Here is a 24688-nt window from a genome sequence, read left to right on the forward strand (position 1 = left end):
GCCGCGCCTAGTGCCCCGGCGCGTCCGGGGGCGCCGGGGAACCGGCGGGCGCCATGGCGTCGAGTGCCGCCACCCGCACCTGGGCCGCACGCTCCGTCGCAAGCCCCAGCCGGCGGATGAGCCACGGCCCGAGGTCACCGTCCTGGGGGTCGGGCCAGCCTTGCGCGTCGCCGGACACCAGGGGGCCCGGCACCGGGAGCGGAGCGGCATCGGGCGCGCCCTCCAGCCACTGCGTGACCGCCAGCGCGGTCTGCGCGAGGGGTGCCTGCAGCGCCTCGGCATCGAGCCGGCCGCGCCGCAGCAGCAGCATGGTCTTGATCGCCGTCAGCTGCGCCAGCAACTGGTAGCAGCGTGCCTGCAGCCGCTCCAGCGCGGCCACCGGCGGCTGCACCGCGCGCGGCTCGGCCATGGCGCGCTGGGTGGCCTGCACCAGGGCCGACAGGCTGTCGTACGCCTCCCGCCGCGCGAGCCGCCACGCCAGCTCCGGAGCGTTGTCCACCGCATGCAGCTGCCCGAGGGCCAGCGCCTCGCGGGCGTGCCGGGCCTGGGCCGCGAGCGTCCGCTGCACCAGCGCCGGGATCTGGGAGCGCTCCCACGACGGCAGCACGTAGGCGAACGCCCAGGCGATGCCGGTGCCGATCAGCGTGTCCGCCAGCCGCTCCAGCAGATCGATGGCGGTGCTGCCGCTGCCGCCGCCATGCAGCATGTGCGACTGCACCAGCCCCAGCACCGTGGCCGCCACGGCGGTGACGAGGTAGCGGCGCACGGCGAACCCGTGCGCCACCGCCTGCGCGATCGTCAGGCACAGGATGAGCTGCCAGGCGGAGAGATGCGAGGCCAGCACGCCCGCCGCCAGCACGCAGCCCAGCAAGGTGCCGGCCACGCGGCTGTTGCGGCGCTCCAGCGTCTGCGCCAGGCTGCCGCGCAGCACCACGACGATGGTCAGCAGGATCCAGTAGGCGTGCGTCCCCCACGGCAGCGACTGGGCCACCACGAAGCCGGCGGCCAGGGCCAGGGCCGCGCGCACGGCATGGCGCAAGGGCGGCGCATCCCAGCGCCAGAGCGTCGCCAGGGGCGCCCACGACCAGGCCGTGGGGCTCACGAACATCTGCCAGCTGGCGCGCACCACCGCCAGGTTCGGCGGCGCGTCGCCCCGCGCGAGCGCGTTCAGGCGCAGCGCCTCGTCGTTGATATGGCCCACGCGGTCCGCCAGGCCCCGGGCCAGCGCATGCGGAGACGGCCCGCCCACGGCCTGCGCGGGCAGCGGATCGCTCCAGCGCAGTCGTGCGAGCGCGGGCCGCGCGTCGGTGAACGGGTCCGGCCGGCCGCCCCGCAGCAAGGCGTCCGCCATGTGGGCCAGCTCCCTGGCCACGTCGTGCAGCACCCCCCGCAGCGCATGCAGCACCGGGACGTGGCCCGGATGGGCCTTGAGCGTTTCCACGTCGAGTTCGCAGGCCAGCAGGTGGTCGCGCATCTCCAGCACCAGCAGCAGCATGCCCGCCAGGCGCTGGCGCCGCGGCGTGGTGGGAGACTCCAGCACGATGTTGCGCGCGGCCTGCAGCTGTTCGGCCAGCGCGGCCTGGCGCTGCAGCAGCAGGCCGGTGAGCGCATGCGGCTCTTCGGCCCCCGCGGCACGCACCCCGGCTTCCTCGTCCGCATGCGCCGCGCCGTGCGCCGGGGCGGTGGCATCCGCCGCCGCCGTGCCGGCATGCGCGCCGTCGAACAGCCGCGCCTGCGCGCGCATCAGGGCCGCCAGCGACAGCAGGGTATCGGCCACGAACTGCACGCGGTAGCGCGCGTTCAGCAGCCGATTGGCCGCCACGGCATAGAGCACGTACAGCCCCGCGCCCAGCGCGAAATGCGCCGTGATCGCCAGCGCCGCGGGCAGCGGATCGGCGCCTGCCGGCACCCGCGACGCAGCCGCCATCGAGAAGATCATCGAGAACATCACCGCCACGGCGATGGGAATGCCGCGGCGGCCCCAGGCCATCGCGAGGAACGCGAGGAAGGTGCCGGGCACCAGCAGCAGGCCCAGATGCAGCGGATCGCCATGCAGCCACTGCACCGCGAAAAAGAGGGGGATGCCCAGCAGCGGCGCCGGCAGCATCTGCCACAGCTTGCCGCGGCGCGGCCCGGGCAGATCGGGCGGCGAACAGACGACCACGCCGACCGAGGCGGCCGCGGCCGCCGCGGGACCGAGCCAGGCATGCACCAGCACGGAGATGAGCAGCAGCCCGAGCGCCACGGACAGGCCGTTGGCCACGTAGTGGCTCAGGGCCACGCGCAGGGCCGAACGCAGACGGTGATTCGATAGACGCCTCATAGCCCGCCGAGGTTACTGCAGCGCGGCACGCCCCGCGGGCCCCTGCCCGGGATCCGGCAGTGCGGTGCCCGGAGCCGCGCGCGCCGCTGCGGCATGCGCTAAGCCAGCGCGCCCGCGCCGAGGACGAGGCGCGGCGCCGCCGGTGTGCGCGGCGCCGCCATGCGCGGAACGTCCGCCGCCGGCGCGTGACCGGATCCGGGCATTTCCCCGCCCTGCAGCCGGAACACCGCCACCGCGGCCACCAGCCGGTCGGCCTGGGCCCGCAGCGCATCGGCGGCCGCGGCGCTCTGCTGCACCAGTGCCGCGTTCTGCTGCGTGACCTGGTCCATCTGCGTCACCGCCTCGCCCACCTGCCCGACGCCCGCGCTCTGCTCGCGGCTCGCCACGCTGATCTCGGAGACCACCTCCGTCACGCGGCGGATGGAATCGACCACCTCGGTCATGGTCTCGCCGGCCTGGTCCACCAGTTCCGAGCCCTGGCGCACCCGCTCCACGCTGGCGGTGATGAGGCCCTTGATTTCCTTGGCGGCCTCGGCGCTGCGCTGCGCCAGGCTCCGCACTTCCGACGCCACCACCGCGAAACCGCGGCCCTGCTCGCCGGCCCGCGCGGCCTCCACGGCGGCATTCAACGCCAGGATGTTGGTCTGGAACGCGATGCCGTCGATCACGCCGATGATTTCCGCGATCCTGCCGCTGCTCTCGTCGATGCCGCGCATCGTGCGCACCACCTGCGCCATCACCGCGCCGCCGCGCGCGGCGACGTCGGAGGCGCTCTGCGCGAACCGGCTCGCCTGCTGCGCATGGTCGGCGTTCTGCCGCACGGTGGCGCCCAGCTCGTCCATCGACGCCGCGGTCTCCTCCAGCGCACTGGCCTGCTGCTCGGTGCGTGCGGAAAGGTCGTTGTTGCCCTGCGCGATCTCGGCCGAGGCCGTCGCCACGCTGTCGGACCCTTCGCGCACGGTGGACACCACGCGCGTGAGGGCCCGCTGCATCTCGGCCATGGATGCCAGCAAGGGGCTGAATTCGTCCCGCGCACCGTCCACCACCGGCACGGTCAGGTCACCATCCCGCACGCGCTCGACCACCCGGCGCGAATCCGCCACGCGGCGCTTGAGCAGATGCGCCATGTAGCCGGAGAAGACCATGAGGCCCAGCGCGATCGCCACCACCAGCACCAGCAGTTGCCGGCGGGTCTTCAACGCATCCGCCTGGACGCTGGTGATTTCCGAGCGCAGCATGGCGGTCTGCCGCTCGCGCTCCTTGCCCAGCCAGGCCAGGAGGCGGTTGCGCATGGGAATCGTCTCGCCCACGAGCACCGCCACCGCCTCCTCGGTGCGGCCTTCGACGGCCAGCTTCAGGTTGCGGTCCGCGATGGGTTTGAACTCCTGCTCCAGCGCCTGCCAGACGTGGATGAAGTCATCGCGCGCCTTCGGGTCCTGCAGGTCTGCGAGGAACGCGGCATCGTTGTCGGCGATGCGCTGGTATTTCGTGTCGATGTCGGCCAGCGTCGCCCTGATCGCCTCCGGCGACCGCACCAGCATGGCGTGGCGGATCTGCAGGGAGATCTGCGTGATGCTCAGCTCGATGGCGGCGATGCGCGTGAGCTGGGGCACGCGCACATGCTCTGTGGCATGGGCCAGCGCCCCCACGTTGCCGAGCTGCACCCAGGCCATCGCCGCGGCGCCCGTCAGCGCCAGGATGAGAATGATGCTGACTGCGTACAGCCGTTTTGCGATGCCTATGCGAGAAAAAGCGGTCATGTTGGAATACTTCTGGTGTGCGGGGGCAGGCTGCGCCGCAGGGGCAGCGGTGGCCGGAAATGCATGCAAATGATATGAACGATCGGTCACGCAGGTAATTACATCCATCAATTCCGTGGCATCAGTCGGAGATGAATCCAACCAGGATTTCTCCATATTCCCCAGCATGGAACACCGGCCTGCATGCCGGCTGCGCTCAGCGCGGAGCCAGCAGTCGCTCGCGCAGGAGGCCCCAATGGCCGCGCAGCGCGTCGGCCCGTCCTTGAAGAGCAGCCTCTTCCATGAGACGGGCCAGCGCGGCGTCCTCCGCCCGGCCCAGAGCGCGCAGAACGCCCGCCAGGCTGTGGCCCAGACGGCGCAATGCCTTCAGGTCGGCGGTCTGCAGCGCGCGCTCGCCGTCCGCGGCATCGCGGACGAACTGCGCCAGGCAGGCGGTGCGGTACTGGTGGAACAGCACGGAATCGCCGCCGAAGTATTCCCGGATCGCGGCCTGCACCGCGTCGGCGGACGCCGCGTCCTGCGCACCGTCCACGGTGTGGATGGGCGGTTCGGCGGGAGCCGCCGCGGCCAAGTGGTCCGCCAGCGCTTCCCGCACGCAGCCTTCGAGCACCGCGACGGCCACCGGCTTGTCGAGCGCGCGCCAGGCGCCACAGTCGAGCAGATCCTGCCGCACCGCATGGTCGAGCCCGGCGCTGAGCACCACCACCCGCGCGCCGGCAGCCAGTGCGGGCGTGGCCTGCAGGCGGTGCAGCAGTCCGACGCCCGACTCCCCGGGCATCATCAGATCGGTGATCACCAGCGCCGCACGGTTCGCCTTCAGCCACGCGAGCGCCGACTCGACGCACGGGCACACGTGCACCGACACGGGCAGCCGGTCGAGCGCCATCTCCACGAAGCGCGCGACCGAGGGGTCGTCTTCCACCAGAAGAACGACCGGTGTCGGCGAAGCCGCTCCCGGGCCCATGGGATGGCGGCCGCTCAGCCCCGGACCGCGGCCGACAGGCAGTCGCGCAGGGCGCCCGGCAGTTCCGCCACCAGGGCGGGCTTCTGGATGACCGGCAGCCCCTGCAGCGCGAACGCGTAGGGCGCGCGCTCCTCTTCGGTGAGCGACGTCACCACGACGAGCTGCACGCGGGCGAACTGCGCGTGCGAGCGCAGGCTGGTGATGAGCGCGGCGCCGTCCAGTCCCGGCAGCAGGATGTCGACGATCAGAACGTCCGGCTCGAGCTTGCCGCACATGGCCAGGCCGGCGATGCCGTCGCTGGCGATGTGCAGCGCGACCTCCGGGAACTGCTGCTCGAGCAGCAGCCGGATGAGGTTCTGGTAGTGGACCGAATCCTCGATGAGCAGCACCTTCGGCCGGCCCGAGAAGCCGCCGCGCATCGGCGCCGCGCCCGGGGACGATGCCGCCCCGCCCACCTCCCGGCTGCGCAGCCAGCGCTCGACCGAATCCCGCGAGATGCGGCGGTGGCCGCCAGGGGTCTTCCACGCTTCCAGTTCGCCCCGGTCCACCATCAGCTGAATGGACCGGACGGCCATGCCTAGCAATTTGGCGGTTTCCAGGGTGGTGTAGTGGTCTGGCAGGGGTACTTCGGAATTCGGCATAGTTGACATTGTGCCCGTGCGCGGTGCTCAACAGGCTCTGCCGTGGCACAACTATATGAAAGCAGCACTTGCATACGTCAAATCTAATAAATATGATTCACGCTTTGCTTGCGCACTTGCGTATTTCATGAAAACTGTCCTGATCGTCGACGACCACGCGGAAATCCGCCGCCTGCTGCGCATGACGCTGGAAGACCAGGGGCTGACGCTGCACGAGGCCGACAGCGGCATGGCGGCCCTGGCCATGGCGCACACCCAGCGTCCCGACATCGTGCTGCTCGACGTGATGATGCCCGGCGGCATCGACGGCCTGGAAGTCTGCCGCCGCATCCGCAGCACGCCGTCGCTCGCGCACATGCAGGTGATCATGCTCAGCGCCCGCGACAGCATGCGCGACCGGGACGCCGGACTGCAGGCCGGCGCCGACGAATTCATCGCCAAGCCGTTCAGTCCTGCACAGATCGCCGAGAAGGTGCTGTGCCCGCGGCGCTCCCCGGTCGCGGCCCGTTGATGGAGCCCTACCCCAGCGGCACTGCGCGCCTTCGCCGCGGGCACCGTGCCGCGGCGTGGGCGCGCTCCCTGCTCGTGGCCGCCGTCCTGGCCTGCGCGGGGTCCGCCGCGCCCGCGGGACCGGTCGCCGACCGCGTGCGGGCCACCGGCGTGGTGCGGGTCTGCATCTGGCCCAGCTACCACGGCGTGAGCTACCGCAATCCGCGCACGCTGCAGCTGACCGGCATCGACATCGATCTGTCGCGGCAGTTCGCCGCCGACCTCGGAGTGCGGCTGGATTACGTGGATTCCACCCACGAGACCCTCGTGGAAGACCTGACGGAGCACCGCTGCGACGTCGGCATGGCGGGCATCGGCATGCTGCAGCCGCGCATGCAGGCACTGGGGTTCAGCCGGCCCTACCTCCAAAGCGGCCTGCTGGCCGTCACCACCAAGAGCAACCCCGTGGTGCGGGACTGGGACGACATCGACCAGCCCGGCGTGGCCATCGGCGTGCAGAACGGCGCATCGATCCTGCCGACCGTCCAGGGGTACTTCCGGCGCGCCACCGTGGTGCGCGTGCCCGCGTCCCGCACGCGGGAGCGCGAGCTTGCTGCGGGCCGCATCGACGTGTTCCTGACCAACGACATCTACGCGCGCCAGCTCGTGGAAAGCGCCGACTGGGTGCGGGTGGTGACGCCGCCTTCGGAGGTGCTGCGCATTCCGTTGGCCTACCCGGTGCGCCTGGGGGATGCGGAATGGATCGCCGCCGTGGACGACTTCGTGGCGCGCATCAAGGGCGACGGCCGGCTGGCCGCGGCGGCGCAGCGCCACGGCCTCGGCGCGCTGGTGGTGCCATGATCCGGCGCTGCTTCCTGCACAGTGTGCTGCTGCGGGCCGGCGGCCGCTGCATCGCACGGCGCGGCGCCCTGCCCGCGAGCACCGTGGTGCTCGCCGTCGGGCTGCTCGCGGCGGCGGCCGCGCTCACCGGCGCCCTGGTCGTGAGCCTGGGCGACCTGCGCGGCGCCTTCGCCACCAGCGAAAGCCAGGCCCAGTTGCTGGCCCGCGTGCTCGAAGACCAGACCACGCGCACTTTCGAAGCCGGGGAAATGGTGCTGTTCAGCCTGTCGCAGACGCCGTCGCTGCAGGCCGGGGCCGCCGACCGGGACGGCACGGAGAACGCCATGCGGCAGGTGCTCACGGCACTGACCTTCGCGCGCAGCGTCGCCGTGGTGGACCTGGAAGGCCAGGTGCTGGCGAGCACCGACCCGGCCGCCTCCGGCATTCGCATCGACACCGCCCGGCTCGGGCCGCTGCCCGCGGCGCGGATCCAGCGCATCGGTCCATTGTTCCCGGGACGCGGCCTGGAAAACCTCAGCGGCGACGCTGCCGCGGCCTCCATCCCGCCAGGGCTGGCATTCATCCCGCTGATGTACGGCTTCCGCGATGCCGCCGGCACGCCGCTCGTGCTCATGGCACTGATCAACCCGGACGCCCTCTCGAACTTCCAGTACCTCGCGCTGGAGGCACTCTCCTACGACGCCGTGATCGCGTCGGACGACGGCCAGGTGCTGGCGTCCTCGATCTTCGTGCGCGACCTGCCCCTGCACGACGTGTCGTCGCTGCCGGTGTTCAACAGCCTGCTGCCCCACCACGAGCGCGGCAGCTACACCGGCCCGGGCGTGCTCGGCCCCGACCGCATCGTCGCCTACCGCGCCTCCCGCAGCCGTCCGCTGGTGGTGATCGTGGAAGAGCCGAAGAGCGCCGCCTTCGCGCGCTGGTTCGCGGGCTACTACCCATTCCTGGCGGTGGAGGCGACCATGGTCCTGCTCGCGCTGTCGCTCACCTGGGTCGCCTGGCGCAGCCTGCGCTCCCGGGAGGCCGCCCGCCGGGCCGTCGATGTCGCGCAGGAGCGCATCGTGCGCAGCGAACGCGATCTCGCGCTGCTGCTGCGCAGCGTGCAGGAGCTGATCTTCCGCACCGACCCGGACGGCGCGATCACTTACGTGAACGCGCGCTGGACGGCGCTCAGCAGCCAGCCGCCCACCGCCGCCATCGGCCTGCGGCTGCAGGACCTCGTCCAGCCGGACAGCCGTGAACGCGTGGCCGCGATGCTCGCCCCCGAGTCCGGCGCCGCGGTGCGCACGCGCCAGGTGCGGCTGCTTTCCCCGCAGGGCGGCGAGCGCGTGCTCGACGTGGCCGCGGTTCCGCTGTGCGCGCCGGACGGAGCCCTGCTCGGCTTCGTCGGCAGCGCGGTGGACGTCACCGAGCGCGAGCAGGCCTACCACCGCCTGCGCGCGCAGCTCGCCTTCCAGAACCTGCTGCTGGAAACCAGCCCGCAGCCGATGATGCTCACCGACCGGTGCCACCGCGTCGTCCTCGTCAACCGTGCCTGGGAGCAGGCGATGGGCCGCCACCGCGACCGCATCGTCGGCGAGTGCCTGGAACTCTACCCCGGCGAGACTGCCGACGACGCAGCCATCGCCGAGGGCGGCGGCGGCAGGACGCTGGAGATGGACCTTCCCTACGGCGACGGCGTGCGGCGCGCGACGCGCGTGCTCAAGGCCGCCGTGGAGGTCGACCGCGGCGAAGTGACGGGCGTGCTCAGCATCCTCATGGACATCAGCGAGTTCCGCGAGGCCGAGCGCGCGATCCGCGAGGCGCACGACGCGGCCGCGGAGTCGGCGCGTACCCGGTCCGAGTTCGTCGCCAACATGAGCCACGAACTGCGCACGCCGCTGCAGGCGATCATCGGCTTCGCCGAGCTGGGCACCGCGCGCACGCAGGAGGCGCGGCTGTGGTCGATGTTCACCGACATCCATGCGGCGGGCCGCCGCCTGCTGGCACTGGTCAACGACCTGCTCGACGTCGCCAAGATCGAAAGCTCCATCGGCACCTTCCACCTCGAGCGCACCGATCTGCGCGGGCACGTGCGCACGGTGGCGCGCGAGCTGGAGCCGCTCGTCGCGTCGCGGCGGCAGGAACTGCGCATCGATCTGCCGCAGTGCCCGCTCGTCGCCAAGGTGGACCCGCAGCGCTTCCAGCAGGTGGTGCGCAACGTGCTCGCCAATGCCATCAAGTTCTCGCCCGACGGCTCCTGCGTGCAGCTGCGCGCGGCCGCCGATTGCCAGGACATGATCCACATCGAGGTGGAGGACCAGGGCCCCGGCATTCCCGAAGCCGAACTGGAACGCATCTTCGAGGCCTTCGCCCAATCGAGCGCCACGCGCAACGGCTTCGGAGGCACGGGACTGGGCCTGGCGATCTGCCGCAAGATCGTCGAGGCGCTGCAGGGCCGGATCCATGCGCGCAACATCGAGGGCGGGGCCGTGTTCCACATCGAACTGCCCGCCCGCGGCCCCTCGGAAGCCAGCCCCTCGCCGCAGTGAGCGCGCCCGGCCGGCAGCGCGCGGCCACCTGAAAACCGGGTATGGTGCAGGCGTGGCGGAGGCCCCCGGCGTCCGCGCCTGCCAGCGTGCAGCCCCATTCACCTCCAACCCGGTCCCATCACCATGAAAGCCACCTGGAACGGCGTGGTCGTCGCCGAGAGCGACGACACGGTCCTCGTCGAGGGCAACCACTATTTCCCCGAGAGCGCGCTGAAGTCCCAGTACTTCACGTTCAGCAACCACCGCACCACCTGCCCCTGGAAGGGCCAGGCGACCTACCGGTCGCTGCTGGTCGACGGCGAACTCAATGCAGATGCCGCCTGGACCTATGCCGATCCCCTTCCGGAGGCCGAACAGATCCGCGGACGCTTCGCCTTCTGGAAAGGCGTCAAGGTCGAGGCCTGAACGCAGGAGGGGCGCCCTCCCCCTCCCGGTGCCGGCCCTGCCGGATTCCCCGCGCCCCCGGCCCCGAAAACGGTGCATACGGTTATCCCTGCGGGCGTTGGACAATCATGTGGATAACCCGGGACAGGCGCTGTACGGCCGATGCAAGTGGTTGATTTCAAAGGAAACCCCACGCGCTGCCTATTTTTTGTGCAGCGCCTGCGCCGATGTTCCCCCGTTATCCCTCCCGGCGCTGGACAACTGTGTGGATAACACGGGATCAGCGCTGTATGACAGGGATAAGTCATTGATTCACAAGGGATAGTTCTGCGCTGCCCAATTTTTGTGCAGTGGGCAACCTGCTCCGCCATACCCTCGCCCCCGTCTTTAGCGGCCGTTTTTCCGATCCGTTTTCTCTGCTCCCATGACGTCTCCGTCCACCTCCCGAGCCCCGTTCTTCATCGCCCGCGTCGGCACCGACGGCACCCAGTGCGATGCGTGGCCCGAACAGACCCTGCTGCAATCCATGGAACAGGGCGGCATCGACTGGCCCAGCTCCTGCCGCAACGGCACCTGCCGCACCTGCATCGGCGTCCTCGCCGAAGGCACCGTGCGCTACGCGATCGAATGGCCGGGCCTGTCGGCGGAGGAAAAGGCCGAAGGCTGCGTGCTGCCCTGCGTGGCCTACCCCACCAGCGACCTCCATCTCGAAGGCCCGGCGGTGTAGCGGCCACGGGAGCATCCGCCCCCTTGCGGCACTCCCTGCGATTTCGACAGAATGGTCCACCCTCCGGGGACAACAAAGGGAGAGAGGACCATGACCGACACCACCCATGCGGTGCCGCGGCCCCGTGCCGCCGGCGCCGGCCACCCCACGCGCGACGACATCCTGCGCGAATGCATCGCGGCCGAAGCCCGGTGGGCCGAAAGCCCCGGGCGCAACCTGGTGCTGCTCTTCGACGGCACGGGCAACATCCTCGGCAACGACCAGGACACCAACGTCGTCAAGCTGCTGCGCATGTTGCACAAGGGCCCCGATCCCGACGGGCGGGCGCCCGAGCAGCTCGTCTACTACGACCCCGGCGTGGGCACGGACAACGTGTTCCCGCCCGACTCCTTCTTCGGACGGGTGAGCGAACGCGTCGAACGGCTCGCGGGCCTCGCGCTCGGCAGCGGGGTGTTCCCCAACATCGCGGGCGCGTACGAATTCCTGGTGCGCACCTACCGCGATGGCGACCGCATCTACCTGCTGGGCTTCTCGCGCGGAGCCTTCACCGCGCGGGCCGTCGCCGGCATGCTCAACATGTACGGGCTCATCCATACGGAAGGACTGCCCCTGCTCGACAACATGGTGCGCATCTATTTCGCGCCCCCGCGCCGGGACAACCCCTCCGGCACGCGCCAGCGCGAGGACTTCGCGCGCGACGTGGTCGAGAACTTCGCGCGCGGCCGCACGCCGCTCGTGCATTTCGCGGGGGTGTGGGACACGGTGGAATCCATCGGCGGCCCACTGATCGGCCTGAAGATCAGCAACTCCGCGGACTTCGCGAACAAGCGTTTCGTGCACGTGCGGCACGCGATGTCGCTGCACGAGTCCCGCCAGCCCTACGCGCCGCGCCGCTACGAAGACCCCCATTTCAGCGCCCGCGAACTGCCGTACCGCAGCTTCGCGCAGCGCTGGTTCCGCGGAGTGCACAGCGACGTGGGCGGCTCGTACGCGCGCGACGGCCTGTCCCGCATCACCCTGCGCTGGATGGCCGAGGAAGCCTTCGCGCAGGGCCTGCGGATGGACCGCAGCCAGCTGCAGCCGGGCGATCCGCACACGCCCATGCACGACCAGGCCTACGACTGCCCCCTCTGGGCGTGGGCCGGCCTGAACGCGCGCCGGCGCGAACCCGGCGACGTGGTGGACCCGAGCGCCCTGCCCCTCGCCGCGGCCGTGCCCGCGCAGCACCTGCCGCGCACCCAGCCCTGGCGGGCGATCGGCTGGGTGCTGCCGGTGGCCGTGGCCGCGCTGTGGGCCGCCCGCGGCGAGGCGCGCGCTGTCGACATCGCCTTCGCCATCGCCTGCGTGGCCTGGGTCGCCTACCCGGTCGCCTGGGCGCTGCGGCGGCTGGTGGCGCAGGCGGTGCCGCGGGGCCGGCAGCTCGGCTGGCTTGCGCGCCATGCGCATTGGGCCATGCGGCTGTTCGCGGCGGGAGAACTGGCGCTGGGGTGCATTCCGGACACGGGCTGGCCGACCGTCACCACCCTGCTCGTGGGCACCCGGCTGCTGTCCCTGGCGCTGCTCGCGGGGGTACTGCTGTTCGGCGCCCTGGCGGACGGGCCGGGTACCGGTAGCCCTTCCGGTTCGGGCATGGGCGGGCTGCACTAAAATCGCACCTTTCCCCGGCGCCCCACCGCGCGCCGCGCCCGCCACCGGCCCGGCCGCGGCGCGGCCCGCCCGCCGCGGACCACCGAAAGCCTGCCCCCATGAACACCCCCCTCCCCCCCGCGTCCATCGCCCCGGTCGAAGACATCGTGGCCGAGATGCGCGCGGGCCGCATCGTCATCCTCGTGGACGAGGAAGACCGCGAGAACGAAGGCGACCTGGTCCTCGCGGCCGACCACGTCACGCCCGAAGCGATCAACTTCATGGCGCGCTTCGGCCGCGGCCTGATCTGCCTCACGCTCACGCGCGAGCGCTGCGAGCTGCTGCGCCTGCCGCCCATGGTGGCGCGCAACGGCACCAAGATGGGCACCGCCTTCACCGCCTCCATCGAGGCCGCAGAAGGCGTGACCACCGGCATCTCCGCCGCCGACCGCGCCCGCACCGTGCAGGCCGCCGTGGCGCCCGATGCCAAGGCCTCCGACCTGGTGCAGCCCGGCCACATCTTCCCGCTGCAGGCGGTCGATGGCGGCGTGCTCATGCGCGCGGGCCACACCGAGGCCGGCTGCGACCTGGCCGCCATGGCCGGCTGCAGCCCGTCCGCCGTCATCTGCGAGGTCATGAAGGACGACGGCACCATGGCCCGCCTGCCCGACCTGCAGCAGTTCGCCGCCGAACACGGCCTGAAGATCGGCACCATCGCCGACCTCATCGAATACCGCAGCCGCCACGAGACGCTGGTGCAGAAGGTGGGCACGCGCCCGCTGCAGACGGCCGCCGGCGAATTCATCGCCCATGCCTTCCGCGACGGCCCCAGCCAGTCGGTCCACATCGCGCTGGTGCGCGGCAGCTGGGGCGAACACGACAGCGTCCCGGTGCGCGTGCACGAGCCGCTGTCCGTGCTGGACGCGCTCGAAGTGGGCCGCGACATGCACTCCTGGGACCTGGACGCGAGCCTGCGCCACATCGCCCAGCACGGCAGCGGCGTGGCCGTGCTGCTGAACTGCGGCGAGAGCGCCGAACAGCTGCTGGCCCAGTTCGACGGCACGGCGCGCGCCTCGCATGCGCCCGAACGCGGCCGCATGGACCTGCGCACCTACGGCGTGGGCGCGCAGATCCTGCGCGAATGCGGCGTCACCCGCATGCAGCTCATGGGCCAGCAGCGCCGCCTGCCCAGCATGACCGGCTACGGCCTCGAGATCACCGGATACATCCCCAAGGAATAACACACCATGTTTGGCGCAGACAAAGGAACCGCGGACAGGCTCGACGGCAGGAAACTGCAGATCGGCATCGTGCAGGCCCGCTTCAACGAAGGCATCACCGAGGCCCTGGCGGCCGCATGCCGCGAAGAGCTGCTCGCCCTGGGCGTGCAGGAGAAGAACATCCGCCACGTGCGGGTGCCCGGCGCGCTCGAAGTGCCGCTGGCCCTGCAGGCCCTGGCCGAGCAGGACGAATACGACGCGCTGATCGCGCTGGGCTGCATCATCCGCGGCGAGACCTACCACTTCGAACTCGTCGCCAACGAATCCGGCGCGGGCGTGACGCGCGTCTCGCTCGACACCCAGACCCCGATCGCCAACGCCATCCTGACCACCGAGAACCTGGAGCAGGCCGTGGCCCGCCAGACCGAGAAGGGGCGCGACGCGGCCCGCGTGGCCGTGGAGATGGCGAACCTGCTGGAGGAGCTGTCTTGAGCGACGATTCCGCCTCCCCTCCGGCGCCCGGCGGCGCCAAGCGCCCGCCGCGCCAGGTGCGCACCGGCACCACGGCCACCGGAGCGCGCAAGGCCGCCTCCAAATCGGCCCGCAGCCGCTCGCGCGCGTTCGCGCTGCAGGCGCTCTACCAGCACATCGTGGGCCGCAACGAAGCCACTGCGATCGACGTGTTCACGCGCGACCTCTCCGGCTTCCACAAGGCCGATGCCGCGCACTACGACGCGCTGCTGCACGGCTGCATCGAGAACGCCGGGGCGCTCGACGCCCTGATCCAGCCGAAGCTCGACCGCACGCTGGCCGAGCTGTCCCCGATCGAGCACGCGACGATGTGGATCGGCGTCTACGAATTCCAGAACTGCCTGGACGTGCCGTGGCGCGTGGTCATCAACGAATGCGTCGAGCTCGCCAAGGAGTTCGGCGGCACCGACGGGCACAAGTACGTGAACGGCGTGCTCAACGGCCTCGCGCCCACGCTGCGCGCCGCCGAGGTGGGCGCCGACCGCGGCCCGGGCGCCGCGCCGTCCGCGGACTGACCGGCCTGCCCCATCCGCCGCCGCCGCTGCAGCGGCCGTCCGCGCCGCACGGGCGGACGGGCGCGCCGGCTCCGCCTCCGCCTTCACCTCCTTCTCCTTCCCGCACCGCCATGAAGTTCTCCTCGCGCGCCGAGCGCATCGAACCCTTTTACGTGATGGAGATCGCCAAGGCCGCGCAGGCCCTGGCGCGCGAGGTGGCGCAGGGCCCGGAGCCGATGATCTTCCTCAACATCGGCGAACCCGACTTCACCGCACCGCCGCTGGTGCGCGAGGCCGCCGAGCGCGCGCTGCAACGCGGCACCACGCAATACACCAACGCACTCGGCCTGGAAGCGCTGCGCGAACGCATCGCCGGCTGGTATGCCGAGCGCTTCGGCGTGGCGGTGCCGGCACGGCGCATCGTGGTCACGGCGGGCGCCTCGGGCGCGCTGCAGCTCGCCTGCCTCGCGCTCATCGAGCAGGGCGACGAGATCCTCATGCCGGACCCGAGCTATCCCTGCAACCGGCATTTCGTGAGCGCGGCGGACGGCCGGGCGGTGATGGTGCCCTCCACCGCCGAAGAGCGCTTCCAGCTCAGCGCCGCCAAGGTCGCCGCCCACTGGGGCCCGAAGACGCGCGGCGTGCTGCTGGCCTCGCCCTCCAACCCCACGGGCACCTCGATCGCGCCCGATGAACTGCGCCGCATCCATGCCGAAGTGCAGTCGCGGGGCGGCACCACGATCATCGATGAGATCTATCTCGGCCTCTCGCACGACGAGGCCTTCGGCCAGACCGCGCTGGCGATCGGCGACGACATCGTCAGCATCAACAGCTTCAGCAAATACTTCAACATGACCGGCTGGCGGCTCGGCTGGATGGTCGTGCCCGAGGCCATGGTGCCGGTGGTCGAGCGCCTCGCCCAGAACCTGTTCATCTGCCCGAGCACCGTGGCGCAGCATGCGGCGCTGGCCTGCTTCGAGCCCGAGAGCATCGCCGAGTACGAACGCCGCCGCGCCGAGTTCAAGGCCCGCCGCGATTACTTCATTCCCGCGCTCGAGTCGATCGGCCTGCCTGTGCCCGTGCGGCCGGACGGCGCCTTCTACGCCTGGGCCGACTGCACCGCCGCCGCGCGGCGCCTCGGCGTGGAAGGCAGCTGGGCGTTCGCCCACGAGGTGATGCAGCGCGCGCACCTCGCCGTCACGCCCGGGCGCGACTTCGGCAGCCATGCGCCCGAAACCTTCGTGCGCTTTTCCACGGCCAACTCCATGGCCCAGCTGCAGGAGGCCATCGCCCGGCTCTCCCGGCTGCTGGCGGCCTGACGCGGCGGCTCCGCCAGGCACTCCCATGAGCTTCGAATGGCCCGTGCGCATCTACTGGGAAGACACGGATGCCGGCGGCATCGTCTTCTATGCCAACTACCTGCGCTTCTTCGAGCGCGCACGCACCGAGTGGCTGCGCTCCCTCGGGCTCGGGCAGCAGCAATTGCGGGAACTCACGGGCGGGATGTTCGTCGTAACCGACGCACGGGTCCGCTATCTGCGTCCCGCGAGGCTCGACGATGAACTGATTGTTACGGCCGTGCTCGAAGAAAGCGGGAAGGCATCGCTGACAATACGCCAGCGGGCGCTCCTGAAAACGGAGCACATGACACAATCGGATGCGGTGCTGCTCTGCGAGGGCACCGTCCGCATCGGATGGGTCGACGGCGCCACCCTGCGCCCGGCCCGCATTCCCGGCCACCTTCTGGAACAACTCTCACCATCATGAATTCGCAAGACATGTCCATCCTGCACCTGGTGCTCAATGCCAGCTGGGTGGTGCAGCTCGTCATGGCGCTGCTGATCGGCGTGTCCGTCGCCAGCTGGGCCGCCATCTTCCGCAAGCTGTTCGCGCTCAAGCGCGTGCGCTCCCTCAACGACGATTTCGAGCGCGAGTTCTGGTCGGGCACCAGCCTGAACGACCTGTACGCGAGCGCCGCGCAGAACGCCAAGAGCGCCGGTCCCATGGAGCGCATCTTCGCGAGCGGCATGCGCGAGTTCCAGAAGCTGCGCGAACGCCGCATCACCGACCCGGGCACGCTGCTCGACGGCGCGCGCCGCGCCATGCGCGCGAGCTTCCAGCGCGAAATGGACGTGGTCGAATCCAGCCTCTCCTTCCTCGGCTCGGTCGCCTCGGTGAGCCCGTACGTCGGCCTCTTCGGCACCGTCTGGGGGATCATGCACGCCTTCACCGGCTTCGCGGGCATGGAACAGGTCACGCTCGCCACCGTGGCGCCCGGCATCGCCGAAGCCCTGGTGGCCACCGCCATCGGCCTGTTCGCCGCCATCCCCGCCGTGGTCGCCTACAACCGTTTCGCGCGCGACATCGACCGCGTGGCGATCCACCAGGAAACCTTCATCGAGGAATTCTCGAACATCCTGCAGCGCAACCTGGGCGCGCACCCGGCGCCCGCCTCCGCATCGGGCCACTGACCGGCCGCCCCTTTCCGCCCGCAGCAAGGAATCCCCTCCCATGCCCACCATGGCCTCGCGCGGCGGCAGCCGCCGCCGCTCGATGAACGAGATCAACATGGTCCCGTTCATCGACGTGATGCTGGTGCTGCTCATCATCTTCATGGTGACCGCGCCCATGCTCACCCCCAGCCGCATCGACGTGCCCTCCGTCGGCAAGGGCGCCAAGCCGCCCAAGTCCTTCGGGCAGGTGATCGTGCAGAAGGACGGCAGCCTGCAGCTCAAGACGGGCGACCTCGAACGCCCGGTGACGCTCAAGGAACTCGGCGCCGCCGCCAAGACCTGGCAGGCCACGCAGGAAGAAGGCACGCCGGTGCTGATCACCGCCGACAAGGGCGTGACCTACGAATCCGTGGTCAAGGCCATGGATGCGCTGCAGCGCGCGGGCGTGCAGCGCGTGGGCCTCACTGTCAAGTCGGGCGGCTAGGCGCACCCGCGTCTCCACCGCTCAGCCCGTTTCCCCTTTTTTCGCCGCGCCCCTTCCGGAGCCGTTTCCGAACGCGATGCACGCCCACAACGACCGAGACCAGTTCGCCCCCACGCGTCCGCCGGGACGCCTGCGCGCCGTCGCGCTGGCGGTTCTGGTCCACGCCGCGCTCATCGGCGCCCTGACCTGGGGCGTGAACTGGAAGACCAGTGCGGACCAGCCCGCCATCGAGGCCGAGATCTGGTCCCCCTTGCCGCAGCAGGCCGCCCCGGCCGCGGTCGCCCCGCCGCCACCGCCGGTGCCGGTGCCGCAACCCGCGCCGCCTCCGCCGCCTGCCCCGGCACCCCCCCCCCCCCCCCCCCCCCCCCCCCCCCCCCCCCCGAAGGCCGCCGCCGCGCCCAGCGAGGCGGACATCGCCATCGAGCGCGAGAAGAAGCGGCTCGAACAGGAGAAGAAGGAGCGCCAGCTCCAGGCCGAGCGCGACCGCAAGGAGCGCGAGCGCAAGGAACAGGCCGAGCAGGACAAGAAGGAACGCCAGCAGAAGGAAAAGGCCCAGCGCGAGAAGGAACAGCAGCAGCAGCAGCAGCAGCAGCGCGAGAAAGAGCAGCGCGAGAAGGAACGCCGCGAGCAGCAGGAGAAGCAGGACAAGCTGGAGAAACAGCAGGCCGAGAAGGAACGGCAGGAGCAGCTGCAGAAGAAGCAGGCCGAAGACAAGCGCAAAGCCGAGGAAAAGCGCAAGGCCGATGCGGCCGAAGCCAAGCGCCTGGAAGCGCAGCGCCAGGAGAACATCCGCCGCATGCAGGGCATGGCAGGCGCCACGGGCGGCGAGACCGCCACCGGCAACGCCCAGCGCAGTTCCGGCCCGTCGGGCAGCTATGGCGGCAAGGTCGCGGCCAAGGTGCGGCCGAACATCGTCTACCCGGACGCGATCTCGGACAACCTGAACACCCAGGTGGAAGTGCGCGCATCGCCGGACGGCACCATCGTGGGCATCCGCATCACCAAGTCCAGCGGCAACAAGTCCTGGGACGACGCCGTGGTGCGCGCGCTCGAGAAGACCGACACCCTGCCGCGCGACGTGGACGGCCGCGTGCCGTCATCGCTGTCGATCGGATTCCGGCCGAAGGACTGAGCCGGTCAGCCCGGGCCGCCTGTCCGGTCCCGGAACGGCCATGCACACGCCGCGCGCCCCGTGGGTGCCGCACGCCCCGGCCCACCCTGACGGATCGTTCTTCCCGCACCCGTGAAAACGGGCCCCGTCGTTGAACAGGACCCGTCGATGTGCGGCACGACGCAGGAGGCAGTTCCTGCAATGGCGGGATGCGGACGCGCCCGCCGGCGCATCCGGGGGCCCGCCTTACGCCTCGCGGCGTTCGATCCAGCGGTTGATCTTCAGCGCCAGGAGCGTGCAGACCGCGCCCGAGAGCAGGTAGACGCACACGGCCACCAGGCCGAACTTGGCCGACAGGCCGAGCGCCACCAGCGGAGCGAACGCAGCGCCCACCAGCCAGGCCAGATCGGCCGACAGGGCCGCGCCGGTATAGCGGAAGCGCGGCGAGAAGTTCGCCGTCACGGTGCCCGACGCCTGGCCGTACGACAGGCCGAGCAGGATGAAGCCGACGATGATGAAGATGTTGTTGCCGGTCGTGCCGCTGCTCAGCAGCCAGGGCGTCACGAGGCTGAACAGGCCGATCAGGCAGGCCATCACGCCCAGCGTGTTGCGGCGGCCCACCCGGTCCGCCAGGCTGCCGGACACCACGATGGCCAGCGCCGCGCAGAAGGCGCCCGCGATCTGCACGCCCAGCACGTGGACGATCGACTGCTCGGAATACATCGAGATCCAGGACAGCGGGAACACCGTCACCATGTGGAAGAGCGCGAAGCTCGCCAGCGCGGCGAAGGCGCCCAGCAGCACGTTGCGGCCTTCGTTGCGCATGAGCTCCACCGCGCCGACGGGCGCCAGCTCACGCTGCTGCAGCAGGTCGGTGTACGACTGGCCCACGATCAGCCGCAGCCGGGCGAACAGCGCCACCACGTTGATGGCGAAGGCCACGAAGAACGGGAAGCGCCAGCCCCAGTCCAGGAACTCCTGCACCGAGAGGTTGCTGTAGAGGTAGGCGAACAGGCTGGCCGCGAGCACGAAGCCCACCGGAGCCCCGAGCTGGCCGATCATGGCGTACCAGCCGCGGCGCTCCTTGGGGGCCGACATCGCCAGCAGCGAGGGCAGGCCGTCCCAGGTGCCGCCCAGTGCCAGGCCCTGGCCGATCCGCAGCGCGACGAGCGCGATGATGGCGCCCTGGCCCGCATTGTTGTAGCTCGGCAGGAAGGCCATGCCGGCGGTGGAGGCGCCCAGCAGGAACAGCGCGATCGTCAGCTTGGTGCCGCGGCCCCAGCGCCGCTGCACGGCCATGGAGATGGCGGTGCCGATCGGACGGACCACGAACGCCAGCGCAAAGATGGCGAACGCCATCAGCGTGCCGTCGAGCCGCGAGAGGAACGGGAACAGATAGGAGGGGAAGACCAGCACGCACGCCAGCCCGAAGACGAAGAAATCGAAATACTCGGACGACCGGCCGATGATCACCCCCACGGCGATGTCGCCGGGCGATGCTTCTTCATGGGTGTCCGCATGGGACAGGGATTCCTCGTGATGGAAATCCCCGGAAGGATAGGTAGCGGCTGACCCACTCATATGAAAGCTCCTGGATTCATGCTGAACACGGCTTCCGTTCTACTCTTCGGTTCGCCCCCCTACAAGGCGACTTTTCCCCTACCGGGGGTCGGACAAACCCTTACACTCCCATGGTTTTGCGCCCATCGGCCCGCAGGCCGCGCCAGCGCATACCGGAGGCCCGCGCTTTGACCTTGGACAAAATGTCCAATCGACACGGCCCACCAACGTATTACATTTGCCCCATCCTGTAATCCGCGTTTGCCCTAAACGCGCTTTTGTTACGCCCACCCCAAGCATGTCGAAAACCATGAAACTCCGCGGGCCCGCATGGCTCGGCGCGGCCGCCCTGGCTGCCGGCCTCGCCGGCTGCAGCAAGGCCGTCGTCCTCAATCCGGCGGGCGACGTCGCCGCGCAGCAAGGCCAGCTCGTCGTCACCGCGACGCTGCTGATGCTGATCATCATCGTGCCGGTGATCCTGCTCACCTTCCTGTTCGCATGGAAGTACCGCCAGGCCAACACCGAGGCCGATTACGATCCCGACTGGCACCACTCCACCACGCTGGAGCTGGTGATCTGGACGGTGCCGCTCATGATCATCATCGCGCTGGGCGCGCTGACTTGGATCAGCACCCACAAGCTCGACCCCTACCGGCCCCTGGACCGCATCGACGCCGCCCGGCCGCTGCCGGCCAGCGTCAAGCCGCTGGAGATCCAGGTCGTGGCCATGGACTGGAAATGGGCGTTCTTCTACCCGGAGCAGGGCATCGCGACGGTGAACGAAGTGGCCGCCCCGGTGGACCGCCCCATCGTCTTCAAGCTCACGTCCACGTCCACGATGAACGCGTTCTACGTGCCGGACTTGGCCGGCATGATCTACACCATGCCCGGCATGCAGACCGAGCTGAACGCCATCATCAACAAGGCGGGCGTCTACCACGGCTTCTCGGCGCACTACAGCGGCCCGGGCTTCTCGGGCATGACGTTCAAGTTCCACGGCCTGAAGGACGGTGATTTCGACAAGTGGGTCGCCGACGTGAAGGGCACCGGCAAGGCACTCGATGCCAAGACGTACCTGGCCCTGGCAAAGCCCAGCGAGCGCAACCCCGTGGAGCGATTCGCGTCGGTCGAGGCCGGCCTCTACGACAAGGTGCTCAACCGCTGCGTGGAAGACGGCAAGATGTGCATGCACCACATGATGGCCATCGACGCGAACGGCGGCGAGGCCTACCTCAAGGCCGTGGGCCTGAACCTGCCGCAGGACGTGTGCACGGCCGAGAACTCCGCCCGTGTGATCGCCTCCCTGGAAACGCGCGACGCCACGCGCGCCCCCACCCCGCAATGACCCTGTAGGGCCTGCTGCGCGCGAGCGGCGCAGGCCCCCTTCAGAAGAGACCCGTTATGTCCTCCGAACAAATCTCCGCCTCCCACTGGGCCCTGGGACGGCTCACCTGGGACTCCGTGCCGATGGCGCACGAGCCCATCGTGCTGTGGACCTTCATCGCCGTGGTGCTGGGCGGCCTCGCCGTCTTCGCCGCGGTCACGCGCTTCCGCCTGTGGGGCCCGCTGTGGCGCGACTGGGTGTGCAGCATCGACCACAAGAAGATCGGGATCATGTACATGATCCTCGGCATCGTGATGCTGCTGCGCGGCTTCGCCGACGCGGTGATGATGCGCCTGCAGCAGTCCATCGCCTTCGGCGACAACATGGGCTACCTGCCGCCACACCACTACGACCAGATCTTCACCGCCCACGGCGTGATCATGATCTTCTTCGTGGCGATGCCGCTCGTGACCGGGCTGATGAACTACGTCGTGCCGCTGCAGATCGGCGCGCGCGACGTGGCCTTCCCGTTCCTGAACAACTTCAGCTTCTGGATGACCACGGCCGGCGCCATCCTGGTGATGATCTCGCTGTTCCTGGGCGAGTTCTCCACCTCCGGCTGGCTGGCGCTGTCGAACCTGGGGGCGCAGAACCCGGGGACCGGGCTGGATTACTACATATGGGCGCTGCAGGTCGCGGGGGTGGGTACGACGCTCTCGGGGATCAACCTGATCGTCACCATCATCAAGATGCGCGCGCCCGGCATGAACCTGATGAAGATGCCCATCTTCACCTGGACCTCGCTGTGCACCAACGCCCTGATCGTGGCCTCGTTCCCGGTGCTGACGGCCGCCCTGGTGCTGATGTCGCTCGACCGCTACGTCGGCACGAACTTCTTCACGAACGACTTCGGCGGCAACCCGATGCTCTACGTGAACCTGATCTGGATCTGGGGCCACCCCGAGGTCTACATCCTGGTGCTGCCCGCCTTCGGCATCTTCTCCGAAGTGGTGGCCACCTTCTGCCGCAAGCGCCTGTTCGGCTACACCTCGATGGTGTACGCCACGGTGGTGATCACCATCCTGTCCTACCTCGTGTGGCTGCACCACTTCTTCACGATGGGCTCCGGCGCGAGCGTGAACACGTTCTTCGGCATCACCACGATGATCATCTCGATCCCGACGGGCGCGAAGATCTTCAACTGGCTGTTCACGATGTACAAAGGCCGCATCCGCTTCGAGCTGCCCATGATGTGGACCGTCGCGTTCATGGCCACCTTCGCCATCGGCGGCATGACCGGCGTGCTGCTGGCCGTGCCCCCGGCCGACTTCGTGCTGCACAACAGCCTGTTCCTGATCGCCCACTTCCACAACGTGATCATCGGCGGCGTGCTGTTCGGCCTGTTCGCCGGCATCAACTACTGGTTCCCGAAGGCCTTCGGCTACAAGCTCGACCGCACCTGGGGCCTGCGCTCCTTCTGGCTGTGGGTGGTGGGCTTCTGGGTCGCGTTCGCGCCCCTCTACGTGCTCGGCCTGATGGGCGTGACGCGCCGCGTCAACCACTTCGAAGACCCGTCGCTGCAGATCTGGTTCATCATCGCCGCCATCGGCGCCGGCATCATCGCCCTGGGCATCGCCTGCTTCCTGATCCAGCTGGTGGTGAGCTACCTCAAGCGCGACGAACTGCGCGATTTCACGGGCGACCCGTGGGACGCCCGCACGCTGGAGTGGGCCACGTCGTCGCCCCCGCCGCAGTACAACTTCGCGTTCACGCCCTACGTGCACGAGATCGATGCCTGGTGGGACATGAAGAAGCACGGCTACAAGCGTCCCCTGGCCGGCTACCAGCCGATCCACATGCCGGCCAACACCGGCGCGGGCGCGGTGATCTCCGGCTTCTCGCTGGTGCTCGGCTTCGCGCTGATCTGGCACATGTGGCTGCTCGCGGGCGTGTCGTTCCTGGGCATCGTGCTGGCCGCGATCATCCACACGTTCAACTACAAGCGCGACTTCTACATCCCTGCCGATGAAGTCAACAAGACCGAAGAAGCCCGCACACTCCAACTCGCCCGCTCCCATGTCTGATATCCGTTACCAAGCAGGCGCCGCAGGCGCCCTGGCTGCCCGCGACTACCATCTCGCGGAGGAGCCCCATCCAGAGAACGGCACCGCGCTCGGCTTCTGGCTCTACCTGATGAGCGACTGCCTCATCTTCGCGGCGCTGTTCGCCACCTACGGCGTGCTGGGCCGCAGCTACGCGGCCGGCCCCACCGGCGCGCAGCTGTTCGACCTCTCGCTGGTGGCCATCAACACGGCCTTCCTGCTGCTGTCGTCCATCACCTTCGGCTTCGCGATGCTGCAGAAGCAAAAGGGCAACGTGCGCGGCACGCTGGGCTGGCTGGCGATCACCGGCCTGTTCGGCCTGTGCTTCCTGGGCCTCGAGCTCTATGAGTTCCACCACCTGATCCACGAAGGCGCCGGCCCGCAGCGCAGCGCCTTCCTGTCGGCCTTCTTCACGCTGGTGGGCACCCACGGCCTGCACGTCACCTTCGGCCTGATCTGGCTGGTGGTGCTGATGGTCCAGATCGGCAAGCACGGCCTGATCCCCGCCAACAACCGCCGCCTGATGTGCCTGTCGATGTTCTGGCACTTCCTGGACGTCGTGTGGATCGGCGTCTTCACCTTTGTGTACCTGATGGGGGTGCTGTAACCATGTCCGCACAGAATTCGCACGCACACGCACATGCCCATGCCCACGACGGGCACGACGGCCACCACCACGACGATGGCCCGCACAGCACCTTCTCCGGCTACATGACCGGCTTCGTGCTCTCGATCATCCTCACCGCGATCCCGTTCTGGCTCGTGATGGCCAAGGTGATCTCCGACCGCAGCACGGCCGTGCTGGTGCTGGGCGCCTTCGCCGTGGCGCAGATCCTCGTGCACATGGTGTGCTTCCTGCACATGAACGGCAAGGTCGAGGGCGGCTGGACCATGCTGTCCACCATCTTCACCGTGGTGTTCGTGGCGATCGCCATCGCCGGCACGCTGTGGGTCATGTTCCACATGAACACGAACATGATGCCGGAGCACACCATGCCCGCATCCACCGCGCCGCTGCCCCCGCCGGTGAACAACGCGCCCTGACGGCACGGTGGTGCAAGGCAGTACGGAGGCCGGCCCGCGCCGGCGCTCTCCCCTCCTGAAGG

23 protein-coding genes are annotated in these 24688 nt (G+C 69.7%); 18 read left to right on the forward strand and 5 right to left on the reverse strand.

The window, feature by feature from the left end; translation table 11 throughout:
- Nucleotides 1–7: 7 nt before the first annotated feature.
- From Q9R47_RS09365 to Q9R47_RS09380, 4 genes are all read right to left on the reverse strand, one after another.
- Nucleotides 8–2323, reverse strand: a complete 2316-nt coding sequence (locus tag Q9R47_RS09365; RefSeq protein ID WP_311232933.1) for an FUSC family protein — start codon at nucleotides 2321–2323, stop codon at nucleotides 8–10.
- Between the two features lie 98 nt (nucleotides 2324–2421).
- A complete protein-coding gene (locus Q9R47_RS09370; protein ID WP_311232934.1) occupies nucleotides 2422–4083 on the reverse strand; it encodes a methyl-accepting chemotaxis protein in 1662 nt (553 codons plus the stop codon).
- 196 nt (nucleotides 4084–4279) lie between these two features.
- The gene (locus Q9R47_RS09375) at nucleotides 4280–5005 is read right to left on the reverse strand and encodes a response regulator (protein ID WP_311232935.1); all 726 of its coding nucleotides are present in this window, start codon (nucleotides 5003–5005) and stop codon (nucleotides 4280–4282) included.
- 56 nt (nucleotides 5006–5061) lie between these two features.
- Entirely contained in the window at nucleotides 5062–5688 is a 627-nt protein-coding gene (locus Q9R47_RS09380) for a response regulator (protein ID WP_311232936.1), read from the reverse strand.
- A gap of 127 nt (nucleotides 5689–5815) precedes the next feature.
- On the opposite strand from Q9R47_RS09380, the gene Q9R47_RS09385 reads away from it, so the two are divergent.
- The 14 genes from Q9R47_RS09385 to tolA all read left to right on the forward strand — a co-directional run bounded on the left by Q9R47_RS09385 (nucleotide 5816) and on the right by tolA (nucleotide 18617).
- The gene (locus Q9R47_RS09385; RefSeq protein WP_311232937.1) at nucleotides 5816–6199 is read left to right on the forward strand and encodes a response regulator; all 384 of its coding nucleotides are present in this window, start codon (nucleotides 5816–5818) and stop codon (nucleotides 6197–6199) included.
- Nucleotides 6199–7038, forward strand: coding sequence for an ABC transporter substrate-binding protein (locus Q9R47_RS09390; RefSeq protein WP_311232938.1), 840 nt, complete (start codon nucleotides 6199–6201; stop codon nucleotides 7036–7038). The genes Q9R47_RS09385 and Q9R47_RS09390 overlap by 1 nt, the downstream gene beginning before the upstream one ends.
- Complete coding sequence (locus Q9R47_RS09395; RefSeq protein WP_311232939.1) at nucleotides 7035–9566, forward strand: ATP-binding protein; 2532 nt, start codon at nucleotides 7035–7037, stop codon at nucleotides 9564–9566. The genes Q9R47_RS09390 and Q9R47_RS09395 overlap by 4 nt, the downstream gene beginning before the upstream one ends.
- Nucleotides 9567–9689: 123 nt before the next feature.
- Complete coding sequence (locus Q9R47_RS09400) at nucleotides 9690–9971, forward strand: DUF427 domain-containing protein (RefSeq protein ID WP_311232940.1); 282 nt, start codon at nucleotides 9690–9692, stop codon at nucleotides 9969–9971.
- 403 nt (nucleotides 9972–10374) lie between these two features.
- Nucleotides 10375–10677 (forward strand): 2Fe-2S iron-sulfur cluster binding domain-containing protein, encoded by a 303-nt coding sequence (locus tag Q9R47_RS09405; RefSeq protein ID WP_311232941.1) that lies wholly within the window; start codon nucleotides 10375–10377, stop codon nucleotides 10675–10677.
- A gap of 90 nt (nucleotides 10678–10767) precedes the next feature.
- Nucleotides 10768–12324 (forward strand): DUF2235 domain-containing protein, encoded by a 1557-nt coding sequence (locus Q9R47_RS09410; protein WP_311232942.1) that lies wholly within the window; start codon nucleotides 10768–10770, stop codon nucleotides 12322–12324.
- Nucleotides 12325–12422: 98 nt separating this feature from the next.
- The gene (gene ribBA, locus Q9R47_RS09415) at nucleotides 12423–13544 is read left to right on the forward strand and encodes a bifunctional 3,4-dihydroxy-2-butanone-4-phosphate synthase/GTP cyclohydrolase II (protein WP_311232943.1); all 1122 of its coding nucleotides are present in this window, start codon (nucleotides 12423–12425) and stop codon (nucleotides 13542–13544) included.
- A 6-nt stretch (nucleotides 13545–13550) separates the two neighbouring features.
- Entirely contained in the window at nucleotides 13551–14015 is a 465-nt protein-coding gene (gene ribH, locus Q9R47_RS09420) for a 6,7-dimethyl-8-ribityllumazine synthase (protein WP_019701156.1), read from the forward strand.
- Nucleotides 14012–14569 (forward strand): transcription antitermination factor NusB, encoded by a 558-nt coding sequence (gene nusB / locus Q9R47_RS09425; protein ID WP_311232944.1) that lies wholly within the window; start codon nucleotides 14012–14014, stop codon nucleotides 14567–14569. Before ribH ends, nusB begins: the two co-directional genes overlap by 4 nt.
- Nucleotides 14570–14679: 110 nt before the next feature.
- On the forward strand, nucleotides 14680–15867 hold the full coding sequence (locus Q9R47_RS09430) for a pyridoxal phosphate-dependent aminotransferase (RefSeq protein ID WP_311232945.1): 1188 nt from the start codon (nucleotides 14680–14682) through the stop codon (nucleotides 15865–15867).
- A gap of 25 nt (nucleotides 15868–15892) precedes the next feature.
- The gene (gene ybgC / locus Q9R47_RS09435; RefSeq protein ID WP_311232946.1) at nucleotides 15893–16315 is read left to right on the forward strand and encodes a tol-pal system-associated acyl-CoA thioesterase; all 423 of its coding nucleotides are present in this window, start codon (nucleotides 15893–15895) and stop codon (nucleotides 16313–16315) included.
- A complete protein-coding gene (gene tolQ, locus Q9R47_RS09440) occupies nucleotides 16312–17019 on the forward strand; it encodes a protein TolQ (protein WP_311232947.1) in 708 nt (235 codons plus the stop codon). Before ybgC ends, tolQ begins: the two co-directional genes overlap by 4 nt.
- Nucleotides 17020–17059: 40 nt before the next feature.
- On the forward strand, nucleotides 17060–17485 hold the full coding sequence (locus tag Q9R47_RS09445) for an ExbD/TolR family protein (RefSeq protein ID WP_311232948.1): 426 nt from the start codon (nucleotides 17060–17062) through the stop codon (nucleotides 17483–17485).
- A gap of 76 nt (nucleotides 17486–17561) precedes the next feature.
- Entirely contained in the window at nucleotides 17562–18617 is a 1056-nt protein-coding gene (tolA, locus tag Q9R47_RS09450; protein ID WP_311232949.1) for a cell envelope integrity protein TolA, read from the forward strand.
- A 225-nt stretch (nucleotides 18618–18842) separates the two neighbouring features.
- Here the strand turns inward: tolA and Q9R47_RS09455 are convergent, their stop codons facing one another.
- The gene (locus Q9R47_RS09455) at nucleotides 18843–20177 is read right to left on the reverse strand and encodes an MFS transporter (RefSeq protein WP_311232950.1); all 1335 of its coding nucleotides are present in this window, start codon (nucleotides 20175–20177) and stop codon (nucleotides 18843–18845) included.
- A gap of 277 nt (nucleotides 20178–20454) precedes the next feature.
- On the opposite strand from Q9R47_RS09455, the gene cyoA reads away from it, so the two are divergent.
- From cyoA to cyoD, 4 genes are read left to right on the forward strand one after another with little or no spacing between them, the layout of a single operon-like run.
- Nucleotides 20455–21501, forward strand: a complete 1047-nt coding sequence (gene cyoA, locus Q9R47_RS09460; RefSeq protein ID WP_311232951.1) for a ubiquinol oxidase subunit II — start codon at nucleotides 20455–20457, stop codon at nucleotides 21499–21501.
- A 56-nt stretch (nucleotides 21502–21557) separates the two neighbouring features.
- The gene (cyoB, locus tag Q9R47_RS09465; protein WP_311232952.1) at nucleotides 21558–23564 is read left to right on the forward strand and encodes a cytochrome o ubiquinol oxidase subunit I; all 2007 of its coding nucleotides are present in this window, start codon (nucleotides 21558–21560) and stop codon (nucleotides 23562–23564) included.
- Nucleotides 23557–24189: a cytochrome o ubiquinol oxidase subunit III gene (gene cyoC, locus Q9R47_RS09470; RefSeq protein WP_311232953.1), complete on the forward strand. Its 633-nt coding sequence runs from the start codon at nucleotides 23557–23559 to the stop codon at nucleotides 24187–24189. Before cyoB ends, cyoC begins: the two co-directional genes overlap by 8 nt.
- Before the next feature lie 2 nt (nucleotides 24190–24191).
- Entirely contained in the window at nucleotides 24192–24626 is a 435-nt protein-coding gene (gene cyoD / locus Q9R47_RS09475; protein WP_311232954.1) for a cytochrome o ubiquinol oxidase subunit IV, read from the forward strand.
- Nucleotides 24627–24688: the final 62 nt, after the last annotated feature.

It is taken from the genome of Acidovorax sp. PRC11, from assembly GCF_031844105.1.
Taxonomy (GTDB): domain Bacteria; phylum Pseudomonadota; class Gammaproteobacteria; order Burkholderiales; family Burkholderiaceae_C; genus Paracidovorax.